This window comes from Thermanaerovibrio velox DSM 12556 (assembly GCF_000237825.1).
GTDB lineage: Bacteria > Synergistota > Synergistia > Synergistales > Synergistaceae > Thermanaerovibrio > Thermanaerovibrio velox.
This window is the reverse complement of sequence record NZ_CM001377.1, coordinates 202,799-222,157: the sequence shown is the minus strand read 5'-3', so window position 1 is coordinate 222,157 and position 19,359 is coordinate 202,799. Positions and strand designations below refer to the sequence as shown.

The window sequence follows — 19,359 nt, the reverse complement described above, 5'->3', positions numbered from 1 at the left end:
ATGCAACTTCGTTGCAAATCTGAAATTCCAAGGGGCATTGTAAGCCCCCATGGGCATAAATGCAACGAAGTTGCACATATTAAGGGAAAGTATGTCAAGGCATCACAAAGGACCTGTTATCCCTGTCCAAAAAGAAGATCCGGGCTTCGGCCCCAAGATGCCGCTCCGCCGACCCCGCCACCCAGGACGCCAAACCCGAAAGCTCCTCCCGGGACAGGTGCCCCAGGGTGTCCACGTTGATAGCACAGTCCGTGGTGCCTTGGGTGATCTTGCTCGTGTCCCCGTTCTTCCAGCACCAACAGCGGCAGAAGACCCGACGGGTCTTCGAGTCCAGGTACACTATCTCCCCCTCCCTGGGATGCTCCAACTCATCGGGCCTCCCAAGGGGAACGTAGATCTCATCCCCAACGGCGGGCCTAAGCTCCAGATCCCCCTCCACCACCCCCAGATCCGTCCCCCCCGCAGGGGATCAAACCCATCAGGCTCACGCAGTTGAACATCCCCACCAAGGGATTCACAAAGGGGATCTCCCCGCCCTTGCGAATCCGACGGACCAGGTTCACCACCGAAGGGGGCATTCGCTTGGGATTGAAACCCATGGACCGGAACGCCTCCTCCAGGTCCAACAACCTAGGATCCCCATCCACCGACGAATCATCCCTTATCCCCCGCACCAGCTCCTCAAACCGCCTCTCCAGCTCCGGAACCGGGCCCTGGTTCCGCGCCCCACGGATAACCACCACCGCCCTCCTAAAATCCGGCAAAACCCGAAACACCGCTTCCCATATCCGGTACTCCACTTCAATCCACCTCCCTAAAGGTCAGATGGGATTTTACAACATAAGCGGATGCCCGGTAACGGCAAAAAACCAACGTAAACCCCAGGTTCAAAAACCAACACAAACCGCTTGACATAAGCGGAGCTGACCTGTAAAATCCTCCGCAATTTATACCCAGAAACGCAGGGAATCGGGACGAACGAGGAGGTGAGGCCCATGGTTTGGAACAGGACCGCAAAATCGTGTGAAATCTCTTGCTCCAACGGTTACGCTTCCAACCCAAACGGCCGTTGCGGCCACCCTCATGGCCTCTCAGTTCCCTTCCGCCTTGGAGAGGACGCGGCCTTAGAATGTCTCGCCGCGTCCTCTTCGATTTCTATCTCCATATCCCCCATCAGCAGCCTGTCCATTTTGGTACTGGTACTACTATGCCTGCTCATATCCCTGCTGGTGCTTCTCATAGGACCCAGGTCCTGTCCGGTAAGGGCGCACCCCAAGGCAGCGTAAAAAGGGGATCTCAAGCGGCTCACCGGGGCGGGACCTTAAGAAAAGGTCCCGCCCCTTTCGCATTCGAAGGAGAGGAGGAGTAGAAAAACATGGGACACACCCTCAGCATCCTGGCGGAGGACCACCCGGGGGTCCTCATGCGCATAGCAGGACTCATCTACCGACGGGGCTACAACATTCAAAGCCTCAGCGTGGGCCCAACCCACGAAGAGGGCATATCCCGCTTCACCGTGGTCATCCAATCGGACCGACGAGAGATATTCCCCCTCATGGGACAGCTCAGGAAACTCATAGAGGTGCTCTGGGTCCAGGAGCTCCAGGATGAGAACTCCGTGGACCGCCGCATAGCCCTGATCAAGGTAAGATGCCCCGTCCCCATGAGACAGGAGATCCTAAGGCTGGGGGAGATATTCCGGTGCCGAGTGGTGGACCTGGGTGACAGCACCGTAACCTTCGAGGTCACCGGTGACAAGGACAAGATAGAGGCCTGCATCAGGGCCCTCATGCCGTACGGAGTCCTTGAAACCGCATCCTCCGGCTCCGTATGCATGAACCGGGAGACCTCTCCACAGGAGGCGGAACAAAACCTCCTGCCCCGGGAGGCGGTGGCCTGCTAAACCGCCTCAACCAACAAAATCAAACGCCCGCCCCAAGATCCACCAGGGCTTGGGGGATAAGGCTAAAGAACCAAAAACCAAAGGAGGAATCCAGCTATGGCAAGGGTTTTCTACGATCATCACGGGGACATGGGCTTTCTTAAGGACAAGACGGTGGCGATCCTTGGATACGGAAGCCAAGGACACGCCCACGCCCAGAACCTCAAGGACTCCGGCGTATCCGTGGTGGTGGGGCTCCGGGAAGACAGCCCCTCCGCCCCGCTGGCCAGGTCCCACGGCCTTGAGGTCTTCCCCACCCGGGAGGCGGCGGCCAGGGCGGACGTGGTGATGTTCCTCATGCCAGACCACATACAGGGGGCGGTGTTCCAGTCCATTCGGGATGCCCTAAAACCCAGGGCAACCCTGGCGTTCGCCCACGGCTTTGCCATCCGCTACGGCACGGTCACCCCACCGGAGGATGCGGACGTGTTCATGATCGCCCCCAAGAGCCCGGGACACCTGGTGCGACGGATGTACCAGGAGGGCAAAGGAGTGCCGGCCCTCATGGCGATCCACCAGGACAGATCCGGGGATTGTCGCTCCGTAGCCCTGGCCTACGGCTGCGCCCTGGGATGCGGCAGGGCGGGCATCATAGAGACCACCTTCGCGGAGGAGACCGAGACGGACCTGTTCGGGGAGCAGGCGGTGCTCTGCGGGGGCGTGACGGAGCTGGCAAAGGCGGGCTTCGAAACCCTGGTGGAGGCGGGATACCAACCGGAGATAGCCTACTTCGAATGCCTCAACGAGCTAAAGCTCATCGTGGACATGATGTTCGAGGGGGGCCTCTCATGGATGAGGTACTCGGTGAGCGACACCGCCAAGTACGGGGACATGATCGCAGGACACCGGGTGGTCAACCACTCCTCCCGGGAGGCCATGAAGGAGCTCCTATCGGACATCCAATCCGGGGAGTTCGCCAGACGTTGGATCGACGAAAACCACTCCGGCCGACCCAACATGTCCCGCTGGATACGGGATGAATCGGAACACCCCATAGAAAAGGTGGGGCGCGATCTCCGCTCCATGATGCCCTGGATGGAGTCGAAGGAGCCTCCGAAGCAGGATACCGGAAAGGGGGGGCGGGGCCGTTGAATAGGGTTCGAATATTCGACACCACCCTTAGGGACGGGGAGCAGGCCGCGGGGGTAAACCTCAACCTCCAAGAAAAGCTCCGGATAGCCCAGAGACTGGATCAGATGGGGGTAGACGTGATAGAAGCCGGGTTCCCCGCCGCATCGGACGGGGACTTCCAGGCGGTGAAAGCCGTGGGGGAGGCGGTGTCCTGTACCGTGGCGGGGCTCGCCAGGACCAGGGAACAGGACATACTGAGGGCCTTCGAGGCCCTCAAGGGGGCGGCCCGCCCAAGGATACACGTGTTCATAGCCACCAGCCCCATACACATGGAGTACAAGCTGAAGATGACCCCCCAAGAGGTGCTGGCGGAGATCCGGAAGGGGGTAAGGCTCGCCAAAAGCCTGGCGGAAGACGTGGAGTTCTCCGCCGAAGACGCCTCCCGCTCGGAGATCGATTTCCTCAAAGAGGCCTACATGACCGCCGCGGAGATGGGGGCATCCACCCTCAACGTGCCTGACACCGTGGGATACGCCCAGCCGGAGGAGTTCGGGGCCTTCGTCAAGGCCCTCATCGACTCCATGGGGACAAGCTCACTGATCTGGTCCGTCCACTGTCACGACGACCTGGGGCTCGCGGCGGCCAACTCCCTGGCGGCGGTGGCGGCAGGGGCAAGACAAGTGGAGTGCACCGTGAACGGCATAGGAGAACGGGCGGGGAACGCCTCCCTGGAGGAGATCGTCATGGCCCTCAAGACCCGACGGGACTTCTTCCGCCTGGACACCGGGGTGAACACAAGGCACCTTTACCCCATGAGCCGACTGGTGAGCCGCCTCACCGGCCTCCCCGTGCCTCCCAACAAGGCGGTGGTGGGGGACAACGCCTTCGCCCACGAATCGGGCATACACCAGCACGGCATGCTGTCGAACCGGAACACCTACGAGATCATGAGCCCCGAGGACGTGGGGGCACCCTCCTCTTCCCTCGTGCTGGGCAAGCACTCGGGGAGCCATGCCTTTAGAGAACGGGTGAAGGAGATGGGCTATCACCTCAGCGACCAGGAGCTCAAGGAGGCCTTCAAGCTCTTCAAGGACCTCTGCGACCGGAAGAAATCGGTCACCAACGAGGACATCGAGGCCATCCTCGAGGACCGGGTGATGAGCACCATGGAGGGCTGCCGCTACGAGCTCCTGAGCTTCTCCGTCCAAGCCTCGTCGGACACCGCTCACGCCAGCGTGACCCTAAAGGTGGACGGGGAGGAGAAGACCGACGCGGCGGCGGGGAACGGCCCGGTGGAGGCGGCCTACAGGGCCATAGACCGGATAACCGGCCTCAGCCCGGAGCTCAAGGAGTTCCGCATAACCGCGGTGAGCGGCAGCGCCGATTCCCTTGGGGAGGCCTCGGTGGAGCTCTCCCTCAACGGCCTCTCCGCCCTCGGCAGATGGGCATCCACGGACGTCATAGGCTCCGCCATCGGGGCCTACGTGAACGCCCTAAACCGGCTCACCGCGAGGGAGAGGGTGGTGGACCGTGCCTAGGACAATGATACAGACCATCCTTGCCCGGCACGGGGGAGACGGCGACATCGGAAGCATCGTGGAAGCCCAGGTGGACTTCGGCTTCGCCAACGACATAACCGCCCCCCCGGCGATAGAGGAGTTCCTTCGGATGGGAGCTAAAAGGGTGTTCGACCCGGCAAGATGCGCCATCGTGCCCGACCACTTCACCCCCCCTAAGGACATCCAGTCCGCGGAGCAGCTTAGGATATGCCGGGACTTCGCCGCCGAGCAGGGCATTCTCTTCTTCGAACCTGGGAAGTGCGGGGTGGAACACGCGTTCCTCCCCGAGGAGGGCTACGTCCTGCCCGGGGAGATAGCAGTGGGGGCGGACAGCCACACCTGCACCATGGGGGCCCTGGGGACCTTGGGCACCGGCATGGGATCCACCGACCTGGCGGCCATCTGGGCGCTCGGCAAGACCTGGTTCAAGGTGCCTCCCTCAATAAAAGTGACCCTGGAAGGGATACCGGGGCCCTTCGTATCCGGCAAGGACGTGATCCTGAACATCATAGGTGAGATCGGGGTGGACGGGGCCAGGTACATGGCCCTCGAGTTCCACGGGGAGGGAGTTAAAAACCTCTCCCTGGACTCCCGGTTCACCATGGCCAACATGGGGATCGAGTGCGGGGCCAAGGCCGCCCTGTTCGTCCCGGACGAGACAGTCCTGGAGTACGCCCGCCGAAACCCCAAAAGGCCCTTTGAACCCGCCTACCCGGAGGCGGGAGCCCAATACCACCGGGAGCTGACGGTCCAGCTTCAGCACCTGACGCCCCCTGGTGGCGTGCCCCAACCTGCCCTCCAACGTAAAGCCCGCAAGGGAGCTCCGGGAAGTGAAGGTCCACCAGGTCTTCATAGGCTCCTGCACCAACGGCCGCCTGGAGGACATAAGGGCCGCCGCATCGGTGCTCCAGGGCCGACAGCTGGCACCTTCCGTCCGGGGGGTCTTGATCCCCGCTTCCCGCAGGGTCTTCAGCGCCGCCGCGAAGGAAGGGCTGCTGGACGTCTTCATTGAGGCGGGCTTCTCGATCTGCACCCCCAGCTGCGGGCCATGCCTTGGGGGACACCTGGGCATACTCGGCAAGGGAGAGGTGTGCATATCCACCAGCAACCGAAACTTCACGGGCCGCATGGGACACCGGGACAGCCTCGTGTACCTGGCAAACCCGGCGGTGGCCGCCGCAAGCGGGGTAACCGGCAGGATAACCGACCCGGCGGATCTGGATTAAGGGCTTGAGAGGAGAGGGGGACTTCACGATGACCCGCATCATAAGGGGTAACGCCTGGGTCTTCGGGGACCACGTGGACACGGACGTGATAATCCCCGCCAGATACCTCACCACCCACGACCCGGTGGAGCTTGGAAGGCACTGCATGGAGGACGCATCCCCCAACTTCCCAGGGGAGGTCAAGAGAGGGGACATCATCGTGGCGGGGGAGAACTTCGGCTGCGGCTCCAGCAGGGAACACGCCCCCCTGGCGATAATGGGTTGCGGGATCTCCTGCGTCATAGCCGCTTCGTTCGCCAGGATATTCTACAGAAACGCCATAAACCTGGGGCTTCCCATATTGGAGATACCCGACCCACTGGAGTTCACGTCCCAGGGGGACCTTCTAAGCGTAAACCTAGACCACGGCAGGGTGAGCAACCTCACTAAGGGGACCGAGCGGAAGTTCCCCCCGATCAGGGGTATGGCGGAAAAGATCGTCTCCGCCGGGGGGCTGGTCAACTACGTCAAAGGTATCATCGTCCATGGAACCTCAAGGAGGTGATGGGATGTCTCGAAGCTACCGAATAGGCCTGATCCCGGGGGACGGGATTGGGCCGGAGGTCACGGAACAATCCAAGCTGGTGGTGGAAGCCCTTTCGAAACGGTTCGGCTTTGACGTGCTGTGGACAACCTATCCCTTCGGGGCGGAGCACTACCTCGCCACGGGTGAAACGGTGCCCCAGGACGCCCTTGAGGAGATTGGTAGCCTGGACGCCCTGCTTCTGGGCGCCATAGGGGACCCAAGGGTTCCGCCTGGGGTTCTGGAGAGGGGCATACTGCTGCAGCTGCGGTTCCACTTCAACCAGTACGTCAACCTACGGCCGGTGGAATCCTACGGGCGGCCAGGACCTCTGGGCCCGGTGGAGGCGGTGGTGGTAAGGGAGAACACCGAGGACCTGTACGTTGGGATCGGCGGCACCGGGGACGGGGCGGTGAACCTATCAATGGGGGTCCAAAGGGGTTCTTACGATATGAAGGGTCAGATATCCGCCTTCACCAGTCCACCTAAGAGGTTCAGCCTGCAGGTGGCATGGCATACCTTCGAGGCGGCGGAGAGGATATGCCGCTACGCCTTCGACATGGCCCTGGACATGGGGGTAGACCAGGTGGTCCTGGCCAGCAAGTCCAACGCGGTAAAGGATCTGTACGGCCTGTTCGAGGAGGCCTGCAGGTCCGTGGCCGAGGAGTACGAAAGCGTGTCCCTCAAGGTGGAGAACGTGGACGCCCTGTGCTATCGGCTGGTCCGATCCCCCGGGAGCTACGGGATAATCCTGTGCCCCAACATGTTCGGAGACATAGTAAGCGACCTCCTGGCCGCCCTGGGCGGCGGCATGGGCATGGCCCCGTCGGGGAACATAGGGGAAGGGCTGTGCATGTTCGAGCCGGTGCACGGTTCCGCCCCGGACATAGCGGGGAAGGACCGGGCCAACCCCCTGGGATCCATCCTGTCCTCCGCCATGATGTTGGAGCACCTGGGAGAGGGAGAGGCCGCCAGGGCCGCAAGGGAAGCGGTGAGGATCTACATGTCCCAAAGCACCCCGGAGGAGTTACCCCTGGAGATGGGGGGGCACTTGGGGGACGAGAAGGGTTGGGGAACGGATACTGGGGCTGCTGGAGGGTTCCCCATGAACGGGGCTTCGATGACCGTAAGGGCCCTGGAGGAGCTGGGGGTGAAGATGGCCTTTGGGATCCCCGGGGGCCCGGTGATCCCCCTCTACGACGGCCTTTATCACAGCTCCATAAGACACGTGCTGACCCGACACGAGCAGGCCGCCGCCCACGGGGCGGACGCTTACGGGAGGATAACCGGGCGGCCCGGGGTATGCGTAGCCACATCAGGCCCTGGGGCAACCAACCTGATGACCGGGATCGCCAACGCCTACCTGGACTCATCTCCCATGGTCGCCCTGGTAGGACAGGTGCCCCGGTGGGCAATAGGCTCCGATGCCTTCCAAGAGGCGGACGTGATGGGGGCCACCCTATCTATGGTGAAGCACTCCTTTAGGGCCTCGGCCCCAAGGGAGATACCGGGCATCCTCAAGGGGGCCTTTTACCTGGCCTCCACCGGACGGCCGGGCCCGGTGCTAGTGGAACTGCCCCTGGACGTGCAGCGGGCGGAAGGGGAGTACTCCATGCCCCGGGAGGTCACCTTCAGGGGCTACCAGCCTCCTCAGGAGGACCTCTCTTGGACGGACCAGGCGGTGGAACTGCTGATGAAATCCCAAAGGCCCCTGATCCTCGCGGGAGGAGGAGTGGTGCGGGACTTCGCTTTCCAGCAGCTGATGGACCTTGCAGAAGCCTCTAACCTTCCGGTGGCCACCACGCTCATGGGGAAGGGATCTATCCCGGAGGACCACCCCTTAAGCTTGGGCCTGGCGGGGATGCACGGGACCCCGAGCGCCAACCGGGCCATGGTGGAGTCGGACCTCATCATCGCCGTGGGAGTCCGGTTCAGCGACAGGACCACCGGGGACAGGGAAGCCTTCGCCAAGGACGCCGCCATAGTCCACCTGGACATAGATCCCTCGGAGCACCGGAAGAACGTGAGGGCCTTCGTTCACGGCACCGTGTCCGCCCGCAGGGCCCTTGGGGCCCTAAGGGAACGCCTCGGGGGGTGGAGGAGCAGGGACTGGGCACCCCTCATGGCCCCCTGGGATTCGCAGGAGGGGAACTCCGCTGACGGAGCCATCCGCCCCCGGGAGGTGATGCGGGCCCTGAGGGAGATCACCAAGGGGGATGCGGTGTTCACCACCGAGGTGGGACAGAACCAGATGTGGGCGGCCCTGCACCTTAAGATCAAGCGCCCGGGCACCTTCATAACCTCCGGCGGGCTCGGCACCATGGGCTTCGGGCTCCCCGCCGCCATGGGGATCGCCGCGGCGGATACGGGGCTCCCGGCGGTTTGCATAGCCGGGGACGGTAGCCTCATGATGAACATCCAGGAGCTGGACACATTGGCCCGGTACGACCTGCCGGTCAAGGTGGTGCTGCTTAACAACCGGTGTCTTGGGATGGTGCGCCAGTGGCAGGAGCTCTTCTTCGATAAGAGGTACTCCAACACCATTTACCACCGCTCCCCGGACTTCGTGGGGATAGCGGAGGCCATGGGGGTAAAGGGCTTCAGGGCGGAGAGGGGAGATCAGCTTATTGGGACCCTGGAGCGGGCCTTTGAGCACCCAGGACCCGCCCTGGTGGACATATGGATACCCAAGGAGGAGCTGGTGATGCCCATGGTGCCCCCTGGAAGATCTTTGGAGGAGATGATGATGGAGTCATGAGGGACGTGGGGGAATCTAAGATGAGAAGCTCCGAGGCCAAGGAGGGCCCCACCAGGGCGCCCCACCGGGCGCTAATGAGGGCCTCCGGCTACACCAGATGGGAGATGGACCGTCCCTGGATAGGGGTGGTCAACTCCTACAACTCAATCGTACCAGGGCACAGACACCTCAGGGAGATAACCGAGGCGGTGAAGGGCGCCGTATACGCCGCCGGTGGGCTGCCCCTGGAGTTCCCGGTGATAGGGGTTTGCGACGGCATAGCCATGGGACACCGGGGCATGAAGTTCTCCCTCCCGAGCCGGGAGGTGATAGCGGACTCCATCGAGATAATGGCCCAGGCCCACCGGCTGGACGGGCTGATCTTGATAGGCAGCTGCGACAAGGTGATCCCCGGAATGGCCATGGGGGCCGCGAGGCTCAACATCCCGTCGGTGATGGTGAGCGGCGGTCCCATGGAAGCCGGGAGCTTCAGGGGCCGGAAGGTGGACCTCTCCCAGGCCTTCGAGGGGGTGGGGAGCTTCTCCAAGGGTAGCATGAAAGAGGAGGATCTCGAGGAGCTGGAAAACAGCTGCTGTCCCGGGGTGGGGTCCTGCGCTGGGATGTTCACCGCCAACACCATGAACTGCCTCATGGAGGTCCTGGGGCTTTCCCTCCCCGGCAACGGCACGATCCCGGCGGTCCAATCGAGGAGGCTGATGCTGGCCAAGGAATCGGCGCTGTGCCTCATGGATATGGTGAGGAGATCCATAAGGCCCTTGGACATCCTGACCCTGGAGGCCTTCGAGGACGCCGTGGCGGTGGACGTTGCACTGGGAGGCTCCACCAACTCGGCCCTGCACCTCCTGGCCATAGCGGCGGAGGCGGGGATTGGGTTAACCCTGGAGCACCTGGACCGGATCTCCCGCTCCACCCCAAACCTTTGCAGGCTGAGCCCTGCGGGATCCCACCACATAGAGGACCTCCATCTGGCGGGGGGGATTACCGCGGTTATGGGGGAGCTCATGAAGGGCGGTCTTCTGCACCCACAGAGGATCATGGCGGAGGGGCGTACCCTGGGGGAGCGCTGTTCAGGCCCCGGGGCGGACGGCAGGGTCATACGCCCGATCAGCAACCCCTACTCCTCGGAAGGGGGGCTTCGGGTGCTAAAGGGTTCCCTCGCCCCAATGGGCTCGGTGGTGAAGAGCTCCGCGGTGGACTCCTCCATGCTGAAACACCGAGGCCCCGCCCGGGTGTTCGACCGGGAGGAGGCGGCCATGGAGGCGGTGATGAAGGGAAGGATAAGGGAAGGTGACGTGGTGGTGATCCGATGGGAGGGCCCCAAGGGGGGGCCTGGGATGCGGGAGATGCTTCAGGTCACCGCCGCCCTGGCGGGGCAAGGGCTGGACAAGTCCGTGGCACTTGTAACCGACGGCAGGTTCTCCGGGGCCACCAGGGGGGCCTCGGTGGGACACGTGTCCCCCGAAGCGGCGGAAGGGGGTCCTATAGGGCTGGTGGAGGAGGGGGACCTCATAGAGCTGGACATCCCCAACGGCCGGCTGGAGCTCCTAGTTCCCCCGGAGGAGCTCGCCAAGAGGCGTGCCCCAAGGCCGGGGGACCAGGACCTGCTAAGCTCCCCGGCACTTCGGCGCTTCGCCGCCCTAGCCTCCTCGGGGGCCCAGGGGGCGGCCATGAAGGACCTTTGGGTAAATGGGGAAACTCCTAAGCCCTAAGAGGGCCTAAGACAAGGCCCGGGGCCTCAGATCAAGGAGGGTCGGAAAAATGCTGGTGTACTTAAACGGGAAACTGGTGCCGAAGGAAGAGGCCAAGGTGTCGGTGTTCGATCACGGATACCTGTACGGCGACGGGGTGTTCGAGGGGATAAGGGCCTACTCGGGCAGGATATTCAGGCTCTCGGAACACCTCCGGCGGCTTTACGACTCCGCCAGGGCCATATGCCTTGAGATACCCCTCTCCATGGAGGAGATGACCCGGGTATGCGTTGAGACCTGCAGGGCCAACCAGATAAGCGACGGCTACATAAGGCTGGTGGTCTCCCGGGGGGAAGGTGACCTTGGGCTCAACCCCAACAAGGCGAAGGAGCCCACGGTGGTGTGCATCGCCGACCGGATCCAGATGTACCCGCCGGAGCTCACCGAGCGGGGGCTCAACGTGATCACCGCCGCCACCAGGAGGTCCTACGGGGAGGTCCTGTCCCCCCACATAAAGAGCTGCAACTACCTTCCCAACATCATGGCGGTGATAGAGGCCATAAACGCGGGTGCCCAGGAGGCGGTGTGCATGAGCCGGGAGGGCTACGTGGCGGAGTGCACCGGGGACAACGTATTCCTGGTGCGGGAAGGGGTTCTAAAAACCCCCCACCCCTCCTGCGGTATCCTCAAGGGCATAACCAGAAACGCGGTGCTGGAGCTGGCCCGGGGGATGGGCATCCCAACCGAGGAGGGGCTGTTCACCCGGTTCGACCTATACACCGCCGATGAGGTGTTCCTCACCGGAACCGCCGCGGAGGTGGTGCCGGTGACCAGGATAGACGGCAGGATCATCGGGGACGGCAAGCCCGGGGAGATGACCCTGCGCCTTAAACAGGCCTTCTCCCAGCTGGTGGCCCGAGAGGGACACCCCATATACGACTAGCAAGGCCCCAGGGGGGCTCAAACGCCCCCCTCCGCCATGTCCTTAAGGGCCTGAAGGGCCAGGACGTAGCCTTTGATTCCAAGCCCCATCACCAAACCCCTCACCACCGGCGTCAACAGACTCCGATGCCTGAAGGTCTCCCGAGACGCCACGTTGGTCATGTGGACCTCCACCACCGGCACGGAACAGGCGCTGACCGCATCCCTCAAGGCCACGCTGGTGTGCCCGTAGCCAGCGGCGTTCATCACAACACCCTGAAACTCTTCGCTTCCCCGGTGCACCATCTCGATTAGATCCCCCTCGTGGTTGCTCTGAAGGCACTCCACGTAAACCCCGTTGGTCTCCCCCCACCGGACACACAAAGCCTCCAGGTCTTCAAGGGTGGCGGAACCGTAAATCCCCCTCTCCCGGCGTCCCAAAACGTCCATGTTGGGACCGTTTATCACCAGAAACCTAAGCACCGCCCACCACCTCCGAATAGGCCCTCCTGAGATCCTCCAGCCCCACCGGCCTCACCACAACACCATTAGGCCCTGGGAGGGGCATCATGAGCGAGCCGTTCCTCCACTTCTTGTCCCCCATAACGAAGCCCTCCAAATCACCCCACGGGACCCCAGGGGAGACCGGAAGCCTCAAAGCGCTTAACAGTCCCCCAAGACGGTCCATCATGGCTGGCTCCCCCACCCCTAACCGGACCGAAAGGGCCAGGTCCACCATCAAAGACGACGCCACCGCATCCCCGTGCCCCATCTTGAAGCCCCTCAAGGCCTCCAGGGCGTGACCTACGGTGTGGCCCAAGTTCAACGCCTCCCTGCCCCCACGGGTCTCAAAGGGGTCTTTCTCCACCACCGACAGCTTGAGCCTCAAGCACCTAAAAACGCACTCCATCAAGACATCCCTATCCCGGGCCAAGAGGGAGGCACCGTGGGCCTCCAGCCACCGGAAGAACTCTCGGTCCATCATGGCGTACTTGGCCACCTCCCCTAGGCCCTGACGGTAGCCGTGCTCACTCAAGGACATAAGACAGCCCACGTCGCACACCGTAAGGGACGGGAAGACAAAAGACCCCACCAGGTTCTTGCCCTGGGGCATGTTCACCCCGCACTTACCACCCACCGAGCTATCCACCTGGGCCAGCAAGGTGGTGGGGAAATGGACGATCCCCACCCCCCTGAGGTAAGTGGAGGCGGCGAAGGCCGCCGCATCCCCCACGGTACCGCCCCCCACCGCCGCCACCGTGGAGCTCCGGCGCACCCCCGCTTCCCAGAAGGCATCGTAAAGCTCCTCCACCCGCTTGAGATCCTTGGCGGCCTCCCCCCGGGGTAGAAGATGAACCCCCTTGACAGCTGGGTCCACGAAAAGCGGTCCCGTGAGGCAATCCCCTACGGCGAATATCTCCCCCGCCGAGCCTGCGGGCACCACCCTGGAGATCCCCCACGGGACAAACTCCCCATCGGTTATCCTCACCGTGAGCCCCAGGACCTCGGATCTGACCTCCCTCGGCGCCCCGGGGGAGCGGATCTCAAGTTTTAAAGCCGAGGCTATCAGCCTCGCAGCCTCCCGGGCCCCGGTCCTATGAGTTCCCACCTCGATCTCCGCGGCCTCATAGCCCCGCCGCCTGGCCTCGAAGAGCTCCTCCAACGAGGAGCTCTCCATGGGGGGCCTCACATCACCCCCTATCCGTCGGGACGCCACGTCCAAAGGGACCTTCAGGGCCACCAGCCGCCCGGAGGAGCGCACCGCCTCCAGGTTGCGGGGGTCCATCAGGGTCCCCCCACCAAGGGCAACCACGCATCTCCCAAGCCCCAGGGTCTGCAGGAGCGCCTCCCGCTCCAGAGCCCTGAAGGACTCCTCCCCACCACGACGGAATATCTCCTCCACCGTCAAGCGGGAACCCATCTCCACCATACGGTCCAGGTCCAGGAAGGGCACCCCCATAAGGCGCGCCAGCTCCCTCCCCACCGTGGTCTTCCCAGACCCCATGAAACCGGTGAGGAACACCGGGCACATATCATTCAAACCTCTCATTTAAGTACCTCCGAACCCTCTCCCGGTAAAGGGACACCCGCTCCAAAATGTCATTCAGCCCCCCGCCACCGAACTGCTCAAGCACCGCCGAGGCCACGACAAAGGCCGTCATGGCCTCCCCCACCACGCAGCCCGCGGGAACCGCACAGGTGTCACACCTCTCCCGATGCGCCAAGGCGGGCTCCTTCGTAGCCAGGTCCAAGGATCTTAAGGGGGTCCTCATGGTGGGGATGGGCTTCATCACCGCCTTGAGCACCACGTCCTCCCCGTTGCTCATGCCCCCTTCTATGCCTCCAGCCCTGTTGGTGGGACGAACCACACCACGGGGACCCAGCAGTATCTCGTCCTGGGCCACGGAACCCTTGAGACTCCCAAGCTCCACCCCGTCACCCACCTCCACCGCCTTAACCGACGGGATTGCCATGAGGGCCCCGCAAAGTCGTCCGTCAAGCCTGAGGTCCCACTCCGAGTAGGACCCCACCCCAGGCGGAAGGCCCCTAACCATGACCGCAAACGAACCACCAAGGCTTACCCCCTCTTTCATGGCCTCCGCCACCACGGCCTCAAGACGCGCTGCATCCTCAAGGTCCCAACAACCCATGGGACTTGCCATGGCCTGCAACCACTGGTCCTCCGTACCGGGGACCTTGGCCCTCTCCCCTCCAATGGACAGGACCGCCCCAAAGACCCCTATCCCAAGCCTCTCAAGAAAAACCCGGCACAACGCGCCCGCTGCGGTCCACCCGGCGGTCTGCCTCGCGCTGGCCCGCTCAAGCACGTCCCTCAGGTCATGGAAACCGTGCTTCATACCCCCCGCAAGATCCGCATGGCCGGGCCTTGGACAGGTGAACACACCGCGAGAAGACCGAACCTCCACGGGATCCATCACGTCCCGCCAGGACTCCCACTCGGAGTTCTCAACGGTGATCCCCACCGGGGAACCGGTGGTGCGCCCACCCCTTATACCTCCCCACAGGGTGAGCCGATCCTGCTCAACCTCCATCCTGCCCCCCCTGCCAAAGCCCCTGCGCCGCCTCTTAAGCTCCCCCTCAAGGCGGGGAACGTCCACATCCAAACCCGAGGGAAGCCCCTCCAAGACCACCACCAGGCCCCTGCCGTGGGACTCCCCAGCGGTGAGCATCCTAAGCCCCAAGGGGATCACCTCCCGCATCGAAGAGCTCGGCCTCCATCTCATCCAAAGGGGGCTCCTCTCCGGTGAAGAGCCGGAAGGACTCAGCCCCCTGCCCCAACAAGGGCACCCGCCCGTCAACCCCTTCTATCCCCTGGGCCCTAAAGCGCTCGACCGCTTCGGTGGGACCTGCACGGTATACCATGTCTACGAACCCCCCCGGGGGATCCACCGCAGAAACCACCTCATCCAAAAGGGAACTTGCCCACGGGGAACCCGCAAGACCAAGGGACGTGGCGTTCACCGCCAGATCGAACCTCCCGGCGCCTCGGACGGCCCCTAAATCCCTCAAAGGCAGCAGCTCCACCCGCCGGAAGAGTCCCCAACCGGATGCCAGCTCACACAAGAACCTGCCCTTAGCCGGATCCCTGGCCGCCACAACTAGCTCCTCCACTCCCCCAAGCGCCATACCCAAGGCACAACCCCTGGCGGCACCCCCGGACCCGATGAGCAGCCCCCTCTTAAAGGGCCTCCCCATCCGCTTAAGCGCGAAAAGAACCCCCTCCACGTCGGTGTTGTAACCCAAAGGCCTAAAGCCGGGGCCCCGAAACACCAACGTGTTGACCGCCCGCACCATGCATGCGTTCCCTTGGGGCTCACTCAGAAGGAAGGCCTCCTCCTTGAAAGGGATCGTCACGTTGGCCCCAAGGGCCCCAAGGGACGTGAGACCCTTAACCGCATCCTCAAAGGCCCCAAGGACGTGAAACGCCAGGTACACCCCGTCTATCCCTCGAACCCTAAGACCCCGGTTCTGCATCCGGGGGGACAGGCTGTGGGACACCGGGGCCCCCAAAAGAGCGATTAGAAAGGTCCCAGACCCAATCATCGGATCATCTCCTCAAGCCTTTCGAAGAACCCCGGGTAGGAGACCGAGACGCACTGGGCCCCCCGTATCGTCACCGTGGAACGGCACCTCAGCGCCGCTATCCCCATGGCCATGGCGATCCGGTGGTCCCCGAAGGAGTCCACATCTCCTCCGTCGAACATCTCAACCCCCTCCATCTCCCAACCGTCCTCCAGCTCCCTCACCCTCCCGCCGATGGCGTTAAGGCACTCCGCCACGGCCCTTATGCGGTCGCACTCCTTGTGGCGAAGCTCTTGAGCCCCCCTTATTCGGCTAACCCCCTCCGCCAGAGCGGCCGCCACCGCCAGCACCGGCAGCTCGTCCACCATCCCCGGCACCTCATGGGGCTCCACCTCAACAGCCCTGAGGGAGGAGTGGCGGACCCTTATATCCCCCACCACCTCTCCCCCCTGGGGGTCCCTGAAGGCCACCTCAACGGGACACCCCATCCTCTGAAGCACCTTTATAAAGCCCACCCTGCCGGGGTTAACCCCCACAGCGGGTATCATAAGATCCGAGGCGGGCAGCACCGCCGAGCCCACCGCCCAAAAGGCCGCCGATGAAGGGTCCGACGGGATCCTCCAGCTACCCCCGGGCAGGTCGTGACACGGATAGACGGTTATGCACCCCCCCTCCCTCTTAAGGGGCACCCCCAGGTGCTGGAGCATCACCTCCGTGTGGTCCCTGGTGGGGGCCGACTCCTGAACCACCACCACATGGGAGCCGCTGAGAGCGCTCAAGATCAACGCGGTCTTCACCTGGGCGCTCTTGACCTTCAGCTCCACCCTACCGCCGGAGAGACGGGAACCCCTTATCGCCAGCGGGAGCCTACGCCCCCCCTGGGGGCCCTCTATCCTAGCCCCCAAACTCCTAAGGGGCTCCACCACCCTGTCCATGGGACGCCTCAAGAGGCTTGGGTCCCCGGTTACGACCCCAAAAAGCCCGGGCCTCGGGGCCAAAAGACCGCAAAGAAGCCTTGCGGTGGTGCCGGAGTTCCCGGCGTCCAAGATGCCGATCGGATCAACGGGGCCGGACCCAGTCCGGACCTCCACGGTTTCCCCATCCCTTTGAACCTCAAACCCAAGGTCCGAAAGGCACCTCAGGGTGGAAGAACAATCATCCCCGGGGGCGAAGTTGCTCACCCTTATCCCCCTGGATGACAAGGCCCCCAGGAAGGCCGCCCTGTGAGAGATGGACTTGTCCCCCGGCACCGTGACCTCCCCTCGAAGCCCCTTGCCATCCCCCGGGACCCTAAGGGCCACCGAGTCGTTAATAGCGCCGCAACGATTCAATTAAGCCACCCCTTTCCCCTGCCCAGTTCCTCACGCCACCGGGCTATTCGCTGAAGCCGGTCCCCAAGGGCACCGTCCTCCTGAGACAAGATCTCCCTGACCTGTCGAAGGAACTCCGAAAGGGCTTCATCTATGTACCGCCGGTTCATCCTTCTAAGGGGCTGAAGCAGGTCCGGCCCACCAAGGCTCAGCCTCGTTACATCCCGGAATCCCGAGGCGGCCAGAAGCTCTACCTCCGAGCCGCCCTTAGAGGCCTCCATGGCAGATCCCGCCAAAGCGGCGGACAACAGCATGGGAAGGTGGCTAACGAAGCCCACTCCTCGATCATGCTCCTCAGGCCCCATCACCGCCCACCGTCCCCCAAGCTCCTCCGCAAGCTCCTTGCCAAGCTCCACCGTTTCCGGGGAAGAACTGGGACCGGGGACCAAAGCACAAAGGGCCCCTTCGAAGAGATCCTTCGAGGCGTTTCCAAGTCCTCCCCTCTCCCGACCCGCCATGGGATGGAAACCCAGGTATCCCCCGGACAAAGCGGGATCCAGCCGCTCAACCACCGGGACCTTGACGCTGCCGGTGTCCATAAGAACCGCCCCATCCTTAAGATGACGGACCGCTTTGAGCCCAAGGGGCACTATGCAGGAAGAGGGAACTGCCAGGACCAGCAGGTCGCATCCCACCGCCAGGTCCTCCAGCCCCGACGAGGCCCTGTCCAGGATCCCCATGGAGATCGCACAGGACAAAACCCTAGGATCCCCGTCCCATCCGGAGAGGCGCAGACACCGGCCCTTTAGCCTCATGGCCATGGAGCCCCCTATTAGGCCAAGCCCCAGTATCCCTACATGACGGCGGAGCATCTCTTCAAATCCCCCTGCCTTTGGCTCAGCTTGACCGCCTCAAGAAGGGCTGACAGCGAGTCCATGAGCACCCTGAAACCGTTGAAGTCCAGGGACTGCTCCCCATCGCACAGCGCCTCCTCCGGGGATGGGTGAACTTCCACGATGAGACCGTCCGCTCCCGCTGCCGCCGCCGCCATGCTCATGGGGATTACGAGATCCCTCCTGCCGGTCCCGTGGCTGGGATCCACCACCACAGGAAGACCCGAGAGCCCCTTGACCAAAGGCACCGCGGAGAGGTCCAGCACGTTCCTCACCGCCCGGTCAAAACCCCTTATCCCCCTCTCGCAGAGCACCACGTTCGGGTTCCCCGATGAGACCACGTACTCCGCCGCCTGCAGCCACTCATCCACGGTGGCCATCATCCCCCGCTTAAGCAGCACCGGCCGGTGAGACCTGCCCACCTCCTTCAGGAGGGGAAAGTTCTGCATGTTCCTGGTGCCTATCTGGAGCATGTGAGCCCACCGGGATACGACCTCCACGTCCTGGGGATCCATGACCTCGGTCACCACTGGGATGCCCGCCGCCCTTGAGGCCTCCTCCAGAAGAGATATCCCAATCCCCCCAAGCCCCTGGAAACTGTAGGGGTTCGACCGGGGCTTGAAGGCCCCGCCCCTAAGGATCGAAGCCCCCGCGGACTTAACCGCCATGGCGGTCCTCACTATCTGCTCCCGGCTCTCCACGGAACAAGGGCCCGCCATGACCACAAAGTCCCCTCCTCCCACCTCCACATCCCCCACCATGACGGGGCTCGAGGCTATCCCCGCATCCCGGCTCACCAGGGGGAACGGATGGGAGGTGGTGCGCACGGACCTCACACCAAAGGGACGAAGGTCCGCGAGCTCGATGGGGCCGTCTACCACCACGTACCTGGAACCTCCCGCCGACACCATGCGGGCCTCCAGCCCCTTGTCCCATAAGGACTCCATTAGATCCGCCTGCAAAACCCCGGAACAACGCTCAGAAAGCTCCAAAACCGACATCATCCTCCATACCTCCTCTTGAGCAAATGATCGGGGAACCCTGGAAAGTTCGGAATACGAAGAGGGCCGGAGCCCCTGGAAATCCGGCTCCGGCCCTCTGTATCGTCCCTTGGGAGGCTGAAAATCACCCTCTCTCAGGATGCTCGGGTCCCTTAAAGGTTTGGCGTTAAGTTAAGGCTGCACCAGGGACCCTGGGTCGGGGGATCTCCATGGGGAAACGGGGCACTGGCGTAGTAATAAAAACGCCACTGCCCCTGGATAAAGTAAAAGTAAAAGCCCTTAACCATGCCCCGGAGAGAATCCCCTTTTGCGGCCACCCTGATGCACCCTCCTTTCCAAACCGTCTGAGGTTATTGGTACGGGATGATACAGTCTATCGTTTTT

At 63.1% G+C, this 19,359-nt stretch carries 17 protein-coding genes and 1 pseudogene; 9 read left to right on the top strand and 9 right to left on the bottom strand.

The window, feature by feature from the left end:
• Window positions 1–94: 94 nt before the first annotated feature.
• A complete protein-coding gene (locus tag THEVEDRAFT_RS09690; RefSeq protein WP_050802086.1) occupies window positions 95–442 on the bottom strand; it encodes a hypothetical protein in 348 nt (115 codons plus the stop codon).
• Window positions 417–800: a hypothetical protein gene (locus tag THEVEDRAFT_RS09685; RefSeq protein ID WP_050802085.1), complete on the bottom strand. Its 384-nt coding sequence runs from the start codon at window positions 798–800 to the stop codon at window positions 417–419. Before THEVEDRAFT_RS09685 ends, THEVEDRAFT_RS09690 begins: the two co-directional genes overlap by 26 nt.
• 575 nt (window positions 801–1,375) lie before the next feature.
• Between THEVEDRAFT_RS09685 and ilvN the strand changes: the two genes are divergently transcribed.
• From ilvN to ilvE, 9 genes and pseudogenes are all read left to right on the top strand, one after another.
• Window positions 1,376–1,903, top strand: a complete 528-nt coding sequence (gene ilvN, locus THEVEDRAFT_RS00950; protein ID WP_006582864.1) for an acetolactate synthase small subunit — start codon at window positions 1,376–1,378, stop codon at window positions 1,901–1,903.
• Between the two features lie 96 nt (window positions 1,904–1,999).
• Complete coding sequence (gene ilvC / locus THEVEDRAFT_RS00945) at window positions 2,000–3,034, top strand: ketol-acid reductoisomerase (RefSeq protein WP_006582863.1); 1,035 nt, start codon at window positions 2,000–2,002, stop codon at window positions 3,032–3,034.
• Window positions 3,031–4,551, top strand: a complete 1,521-nt coding sequence (locus THEVEDRAFT_RS00940) for a 2-isopropylmalate synthase (RefSeq protein ID WP_006582862.1) — start codon at window positions 3,031–3,033, stop codon at window positions 4,549–4,551. The genes ilvC and THEVEDRAFT_RS00940 overlap by 4 nt, the downstream gene beginning before the upstream one ends.
• Window positions 4,552–4,555: 4 nt before the next feature.
• Window positions 4,556–5,272 (top strand): annotated as a pseudogene (locus THEVEDRAFT_RS10045) (aconitase family protein); the annotation flags it as partial.
• A gap of 76 nt (window positions 5,273–5,348) precedes the next feature.
• Window positions 5,349–5,798 (top strand): aconitase family protein, encoded by a 450-nt coding sequence (locus THEVEDRAFT_RS10040; RefSeq protein WP_342610165.1) that lies wholly within the window; start codon window positions 5,349–5,351, stop codon window positions 5,796–5,798.
• A 28-nt stretch (window positions 5,799–5,826) separates the two neighbouring features.
• The gene (locus THEVEDRAFT_RS00930) at window positions 5,827–6,342 is read left to right on the top strand and encodes a 3-isopropylmalate dehydratase small subunit (protein WP_006582860.1); all 516 of its coding nucleotides are present in this window, start codon (window positions 5,827–5,829) and stop codon (window positions 6,340–6,342) included.
• Between the two features lie 4 nt (window positions 6,343–6,346).
• Complete coding sequence (gene ilvB / locus THEVEDRAFT_RS09680) at window positions 6,347–9,118, top strand: biosynthetic-type acetolactate synthase large subunit (protein ID WP_006582859.1); 2,772 nt, start codon at window positions 6,347–6,349, stop codon at window positions 9,116–9,118.
• A 20-nt stretch (window positions 9,119–9,138) separates the two neighbouring features.
• Entirely contained in the window at window positions 9,139–10,827 is a 1,689-nt protein-coding gene (gene ilvD / locus THEVEDRAFT_RS00920; protein ID WP_040825542.1) for a dihydroxy-acid dehydratase, read from the top strand.
• Window positions 10,828–10,876: 49 nt separating this feature from the next.
• Entirely contained in the window at window positions 10,877–11,749 is an 873-nt protein-coding gene (gene ilvE / locus THEVEDRAFT_RS00915) for a branched-chain-amino-acid transaminase (protein WP_006582857.1), read from the top strand.
• Window positions 11,750–11,766: 17 nt separating this feature from the next.
• Here ilvE and aroQ read toward each other — a convergent pair whose 3' ends face one another.
• From aroQ to aroF, 7 genes are read right to left on the bottom strand one after another with little or no spacing between them, the layout of a single operon-like run.
• Window positions 11,767–12,210, bottom strand: coding sequence for a type II 3-dehydroquinate dehydratase (aroQ, locus tag THEVEDRAFT_RS00910; RefSeq protein ID WP_006582856.1), 444 nt, complete (start codon window positions 12,208–12,210; stop codon window positions 11,767–11,769).
• On the bottom strand, window positions 12,203–13,777 hold the full coding sequence (locus THEVEDRAFT_RS00905; protein ID WP_006582855.1) for a bifunctional shikimate kinase/3-dehydroquinate synthase: 1,575 nt from the start codon (window positions 13,775–13,777) through the stop codon (window positions 12,203–12,205). The genes aroQ and THEVEDRAFT_RS00905 overlap by 8 nt, the downstream gene beginning before the upstream one ends.
• Window positions 13,761–14,948, bottom strand: coding sequence for a chorismate synthase (gene aroC, locus THEVEDRAFT_RS00900; protein WP_006582854.1), 1,188 nt, complete (start codon window positions 14,946–14,948; stop codon window positions 13,761–13,763). Before aroC ends, THEVEDRAFT_RS00905 begins: the two co-directional genes overlap by 17 nt.
• Entirely contained in the window at window positions 14,920–15,792 is an 873-nt protein-coding gene (locus THEVEDRAFT_RS00895) for a shikimate dehydrogenase (protein ID WP_006582853.1), read from the bottom strand. Before THEVEDRAFT_RS00895 ends, aroC begins: the two co-directional genes overlap by 29 nt.
• Entirely contained in the window at window positions 15,789–17,102 is a 1,314-nt protein-coding gene (gene aroA / locus THEVEDRAFT_RS00890) for a 3-phosphoshikimate 1-carboxyvinyltransferase (RefSeq protein WP_006582852.1), read from the bottom strand. The genes THEVEDRAFT_RS00895 and aroA overlap by 4 nt, the downstream gene beginning before the upstream one ends.
• Window positions 17,099–17,953 (bottom strand): prephenate dehydrogenase, encoded by an 855-nt coding sequence (locus THEVEDRAFT_RS00885; protein ID WP_006582851.1) that lies wholly within the window; start codon window positions 17,951–17,953, stop codon window positions 17,099–17,101. Before THEVEDRAFT_RS00885 ends, aroA begins: the two co-directional genes overlap by 4 nt.
• Entirely contained in the window at window positions 17,935–18,978 is a 1,044-nt protein-coding gene (gene aroF / locus THEVEDRAFT_RS00880) for a 3-deoxy-7-phosphoheptulonate synthase (protein ID WP_006582850.1), read from the bottom strand. Before aroF ends, THEVEDRAFT_RS00885 begins: the two co-directional genes overlap by 19 nt.
• Window positions 18,979–19,359 lie beyond the last annotated feature (381 nt).

What these genes read in the sequence shown, in the direction of transcription:
- ilvN (WP_006582864.1), top strand. Translation starts at nt 1,376, where the DNA reads ATGGGACACACCCTCAGCATCCTGGCGGAGGACCACCCGGGGGTCCTC.
- ilvC (WP_006582863.1), top strand. Translation starts at nt 2,000, where the DNA reads ATGGCAAGGGTTTTCTACGATCATCACGGGGACATGGGCTTTCTTAAG.
- THEVEDRAFT_RS00930 (WP_006582860.1), top strand. Translation starts at nt 5,827, where the DNA reads ATGACCCGCATCATAAGGGGTAACGCCTGGGTCTTCGGGGACCACGTG.
- ilvB (WP_006582859.1), top strand. Translation starts at nt 6,347, where the DNA reads ATGTCTCGAAGCTACCGAATAGGCCTGATCCCGGGGGACGGGATTGGG.
- ilvD (WP_040825542.1), top strand. Translation starts at nt 9,139, where the DNA reads ATGAGAAGCTCCGAGGCCAAGGAGGGCCCCACCAGGGCGCCCCACCGG.
- ilvE (WP_006582857.1), top strand. Translation starts at nt 10,877, where the DNA reads ATGCTGGTGTACTTAAACGGGAAACTGGTGCCGAAGGAAGAGGCCAAG.
- THEVEDRAFT_RS00905 (WP_006582855.1), bottom strand. Translation starts at nt 13,777, where the DNA reads ATGAGAGGTTTGAATGATATGTGCCCGGTGTTCCTCACCGGTTTCATG.
- aroC (WP_006582854.1), bottom strand. Translation starts at nt 14,948, where the DNA reads ATGCGGGAGGTGATCCCCTTGGGGCTTAGGATGCTCACCGCTGGGGAG.
- THEVEDRAFT_RS00895 (WP_006582853.1), bottom strand. Translation starts at nt 15,792, where the DNA reads ATGATTGGGTCTGGGACCTTTCTAATCGCTCTTTTGGGGGCCCCGGTG.
- THEVEDRAFT_RS00885 (WP_006582851.1), bottom strand. Translation starts at nt 17,953, where the DNA reads ATGCTCCGCCGTCATGTAGGGATACTGGGGCTTGGCCTAATAGGGGGC.
- aroF (WP_006582850.1), bottom strand. Translation starts at nt 18,978, where the DNA reads ATGATGTCGGTTTTGGAGCTTTCTGAGCGTTGTTCCGGGGTTTTGCAG.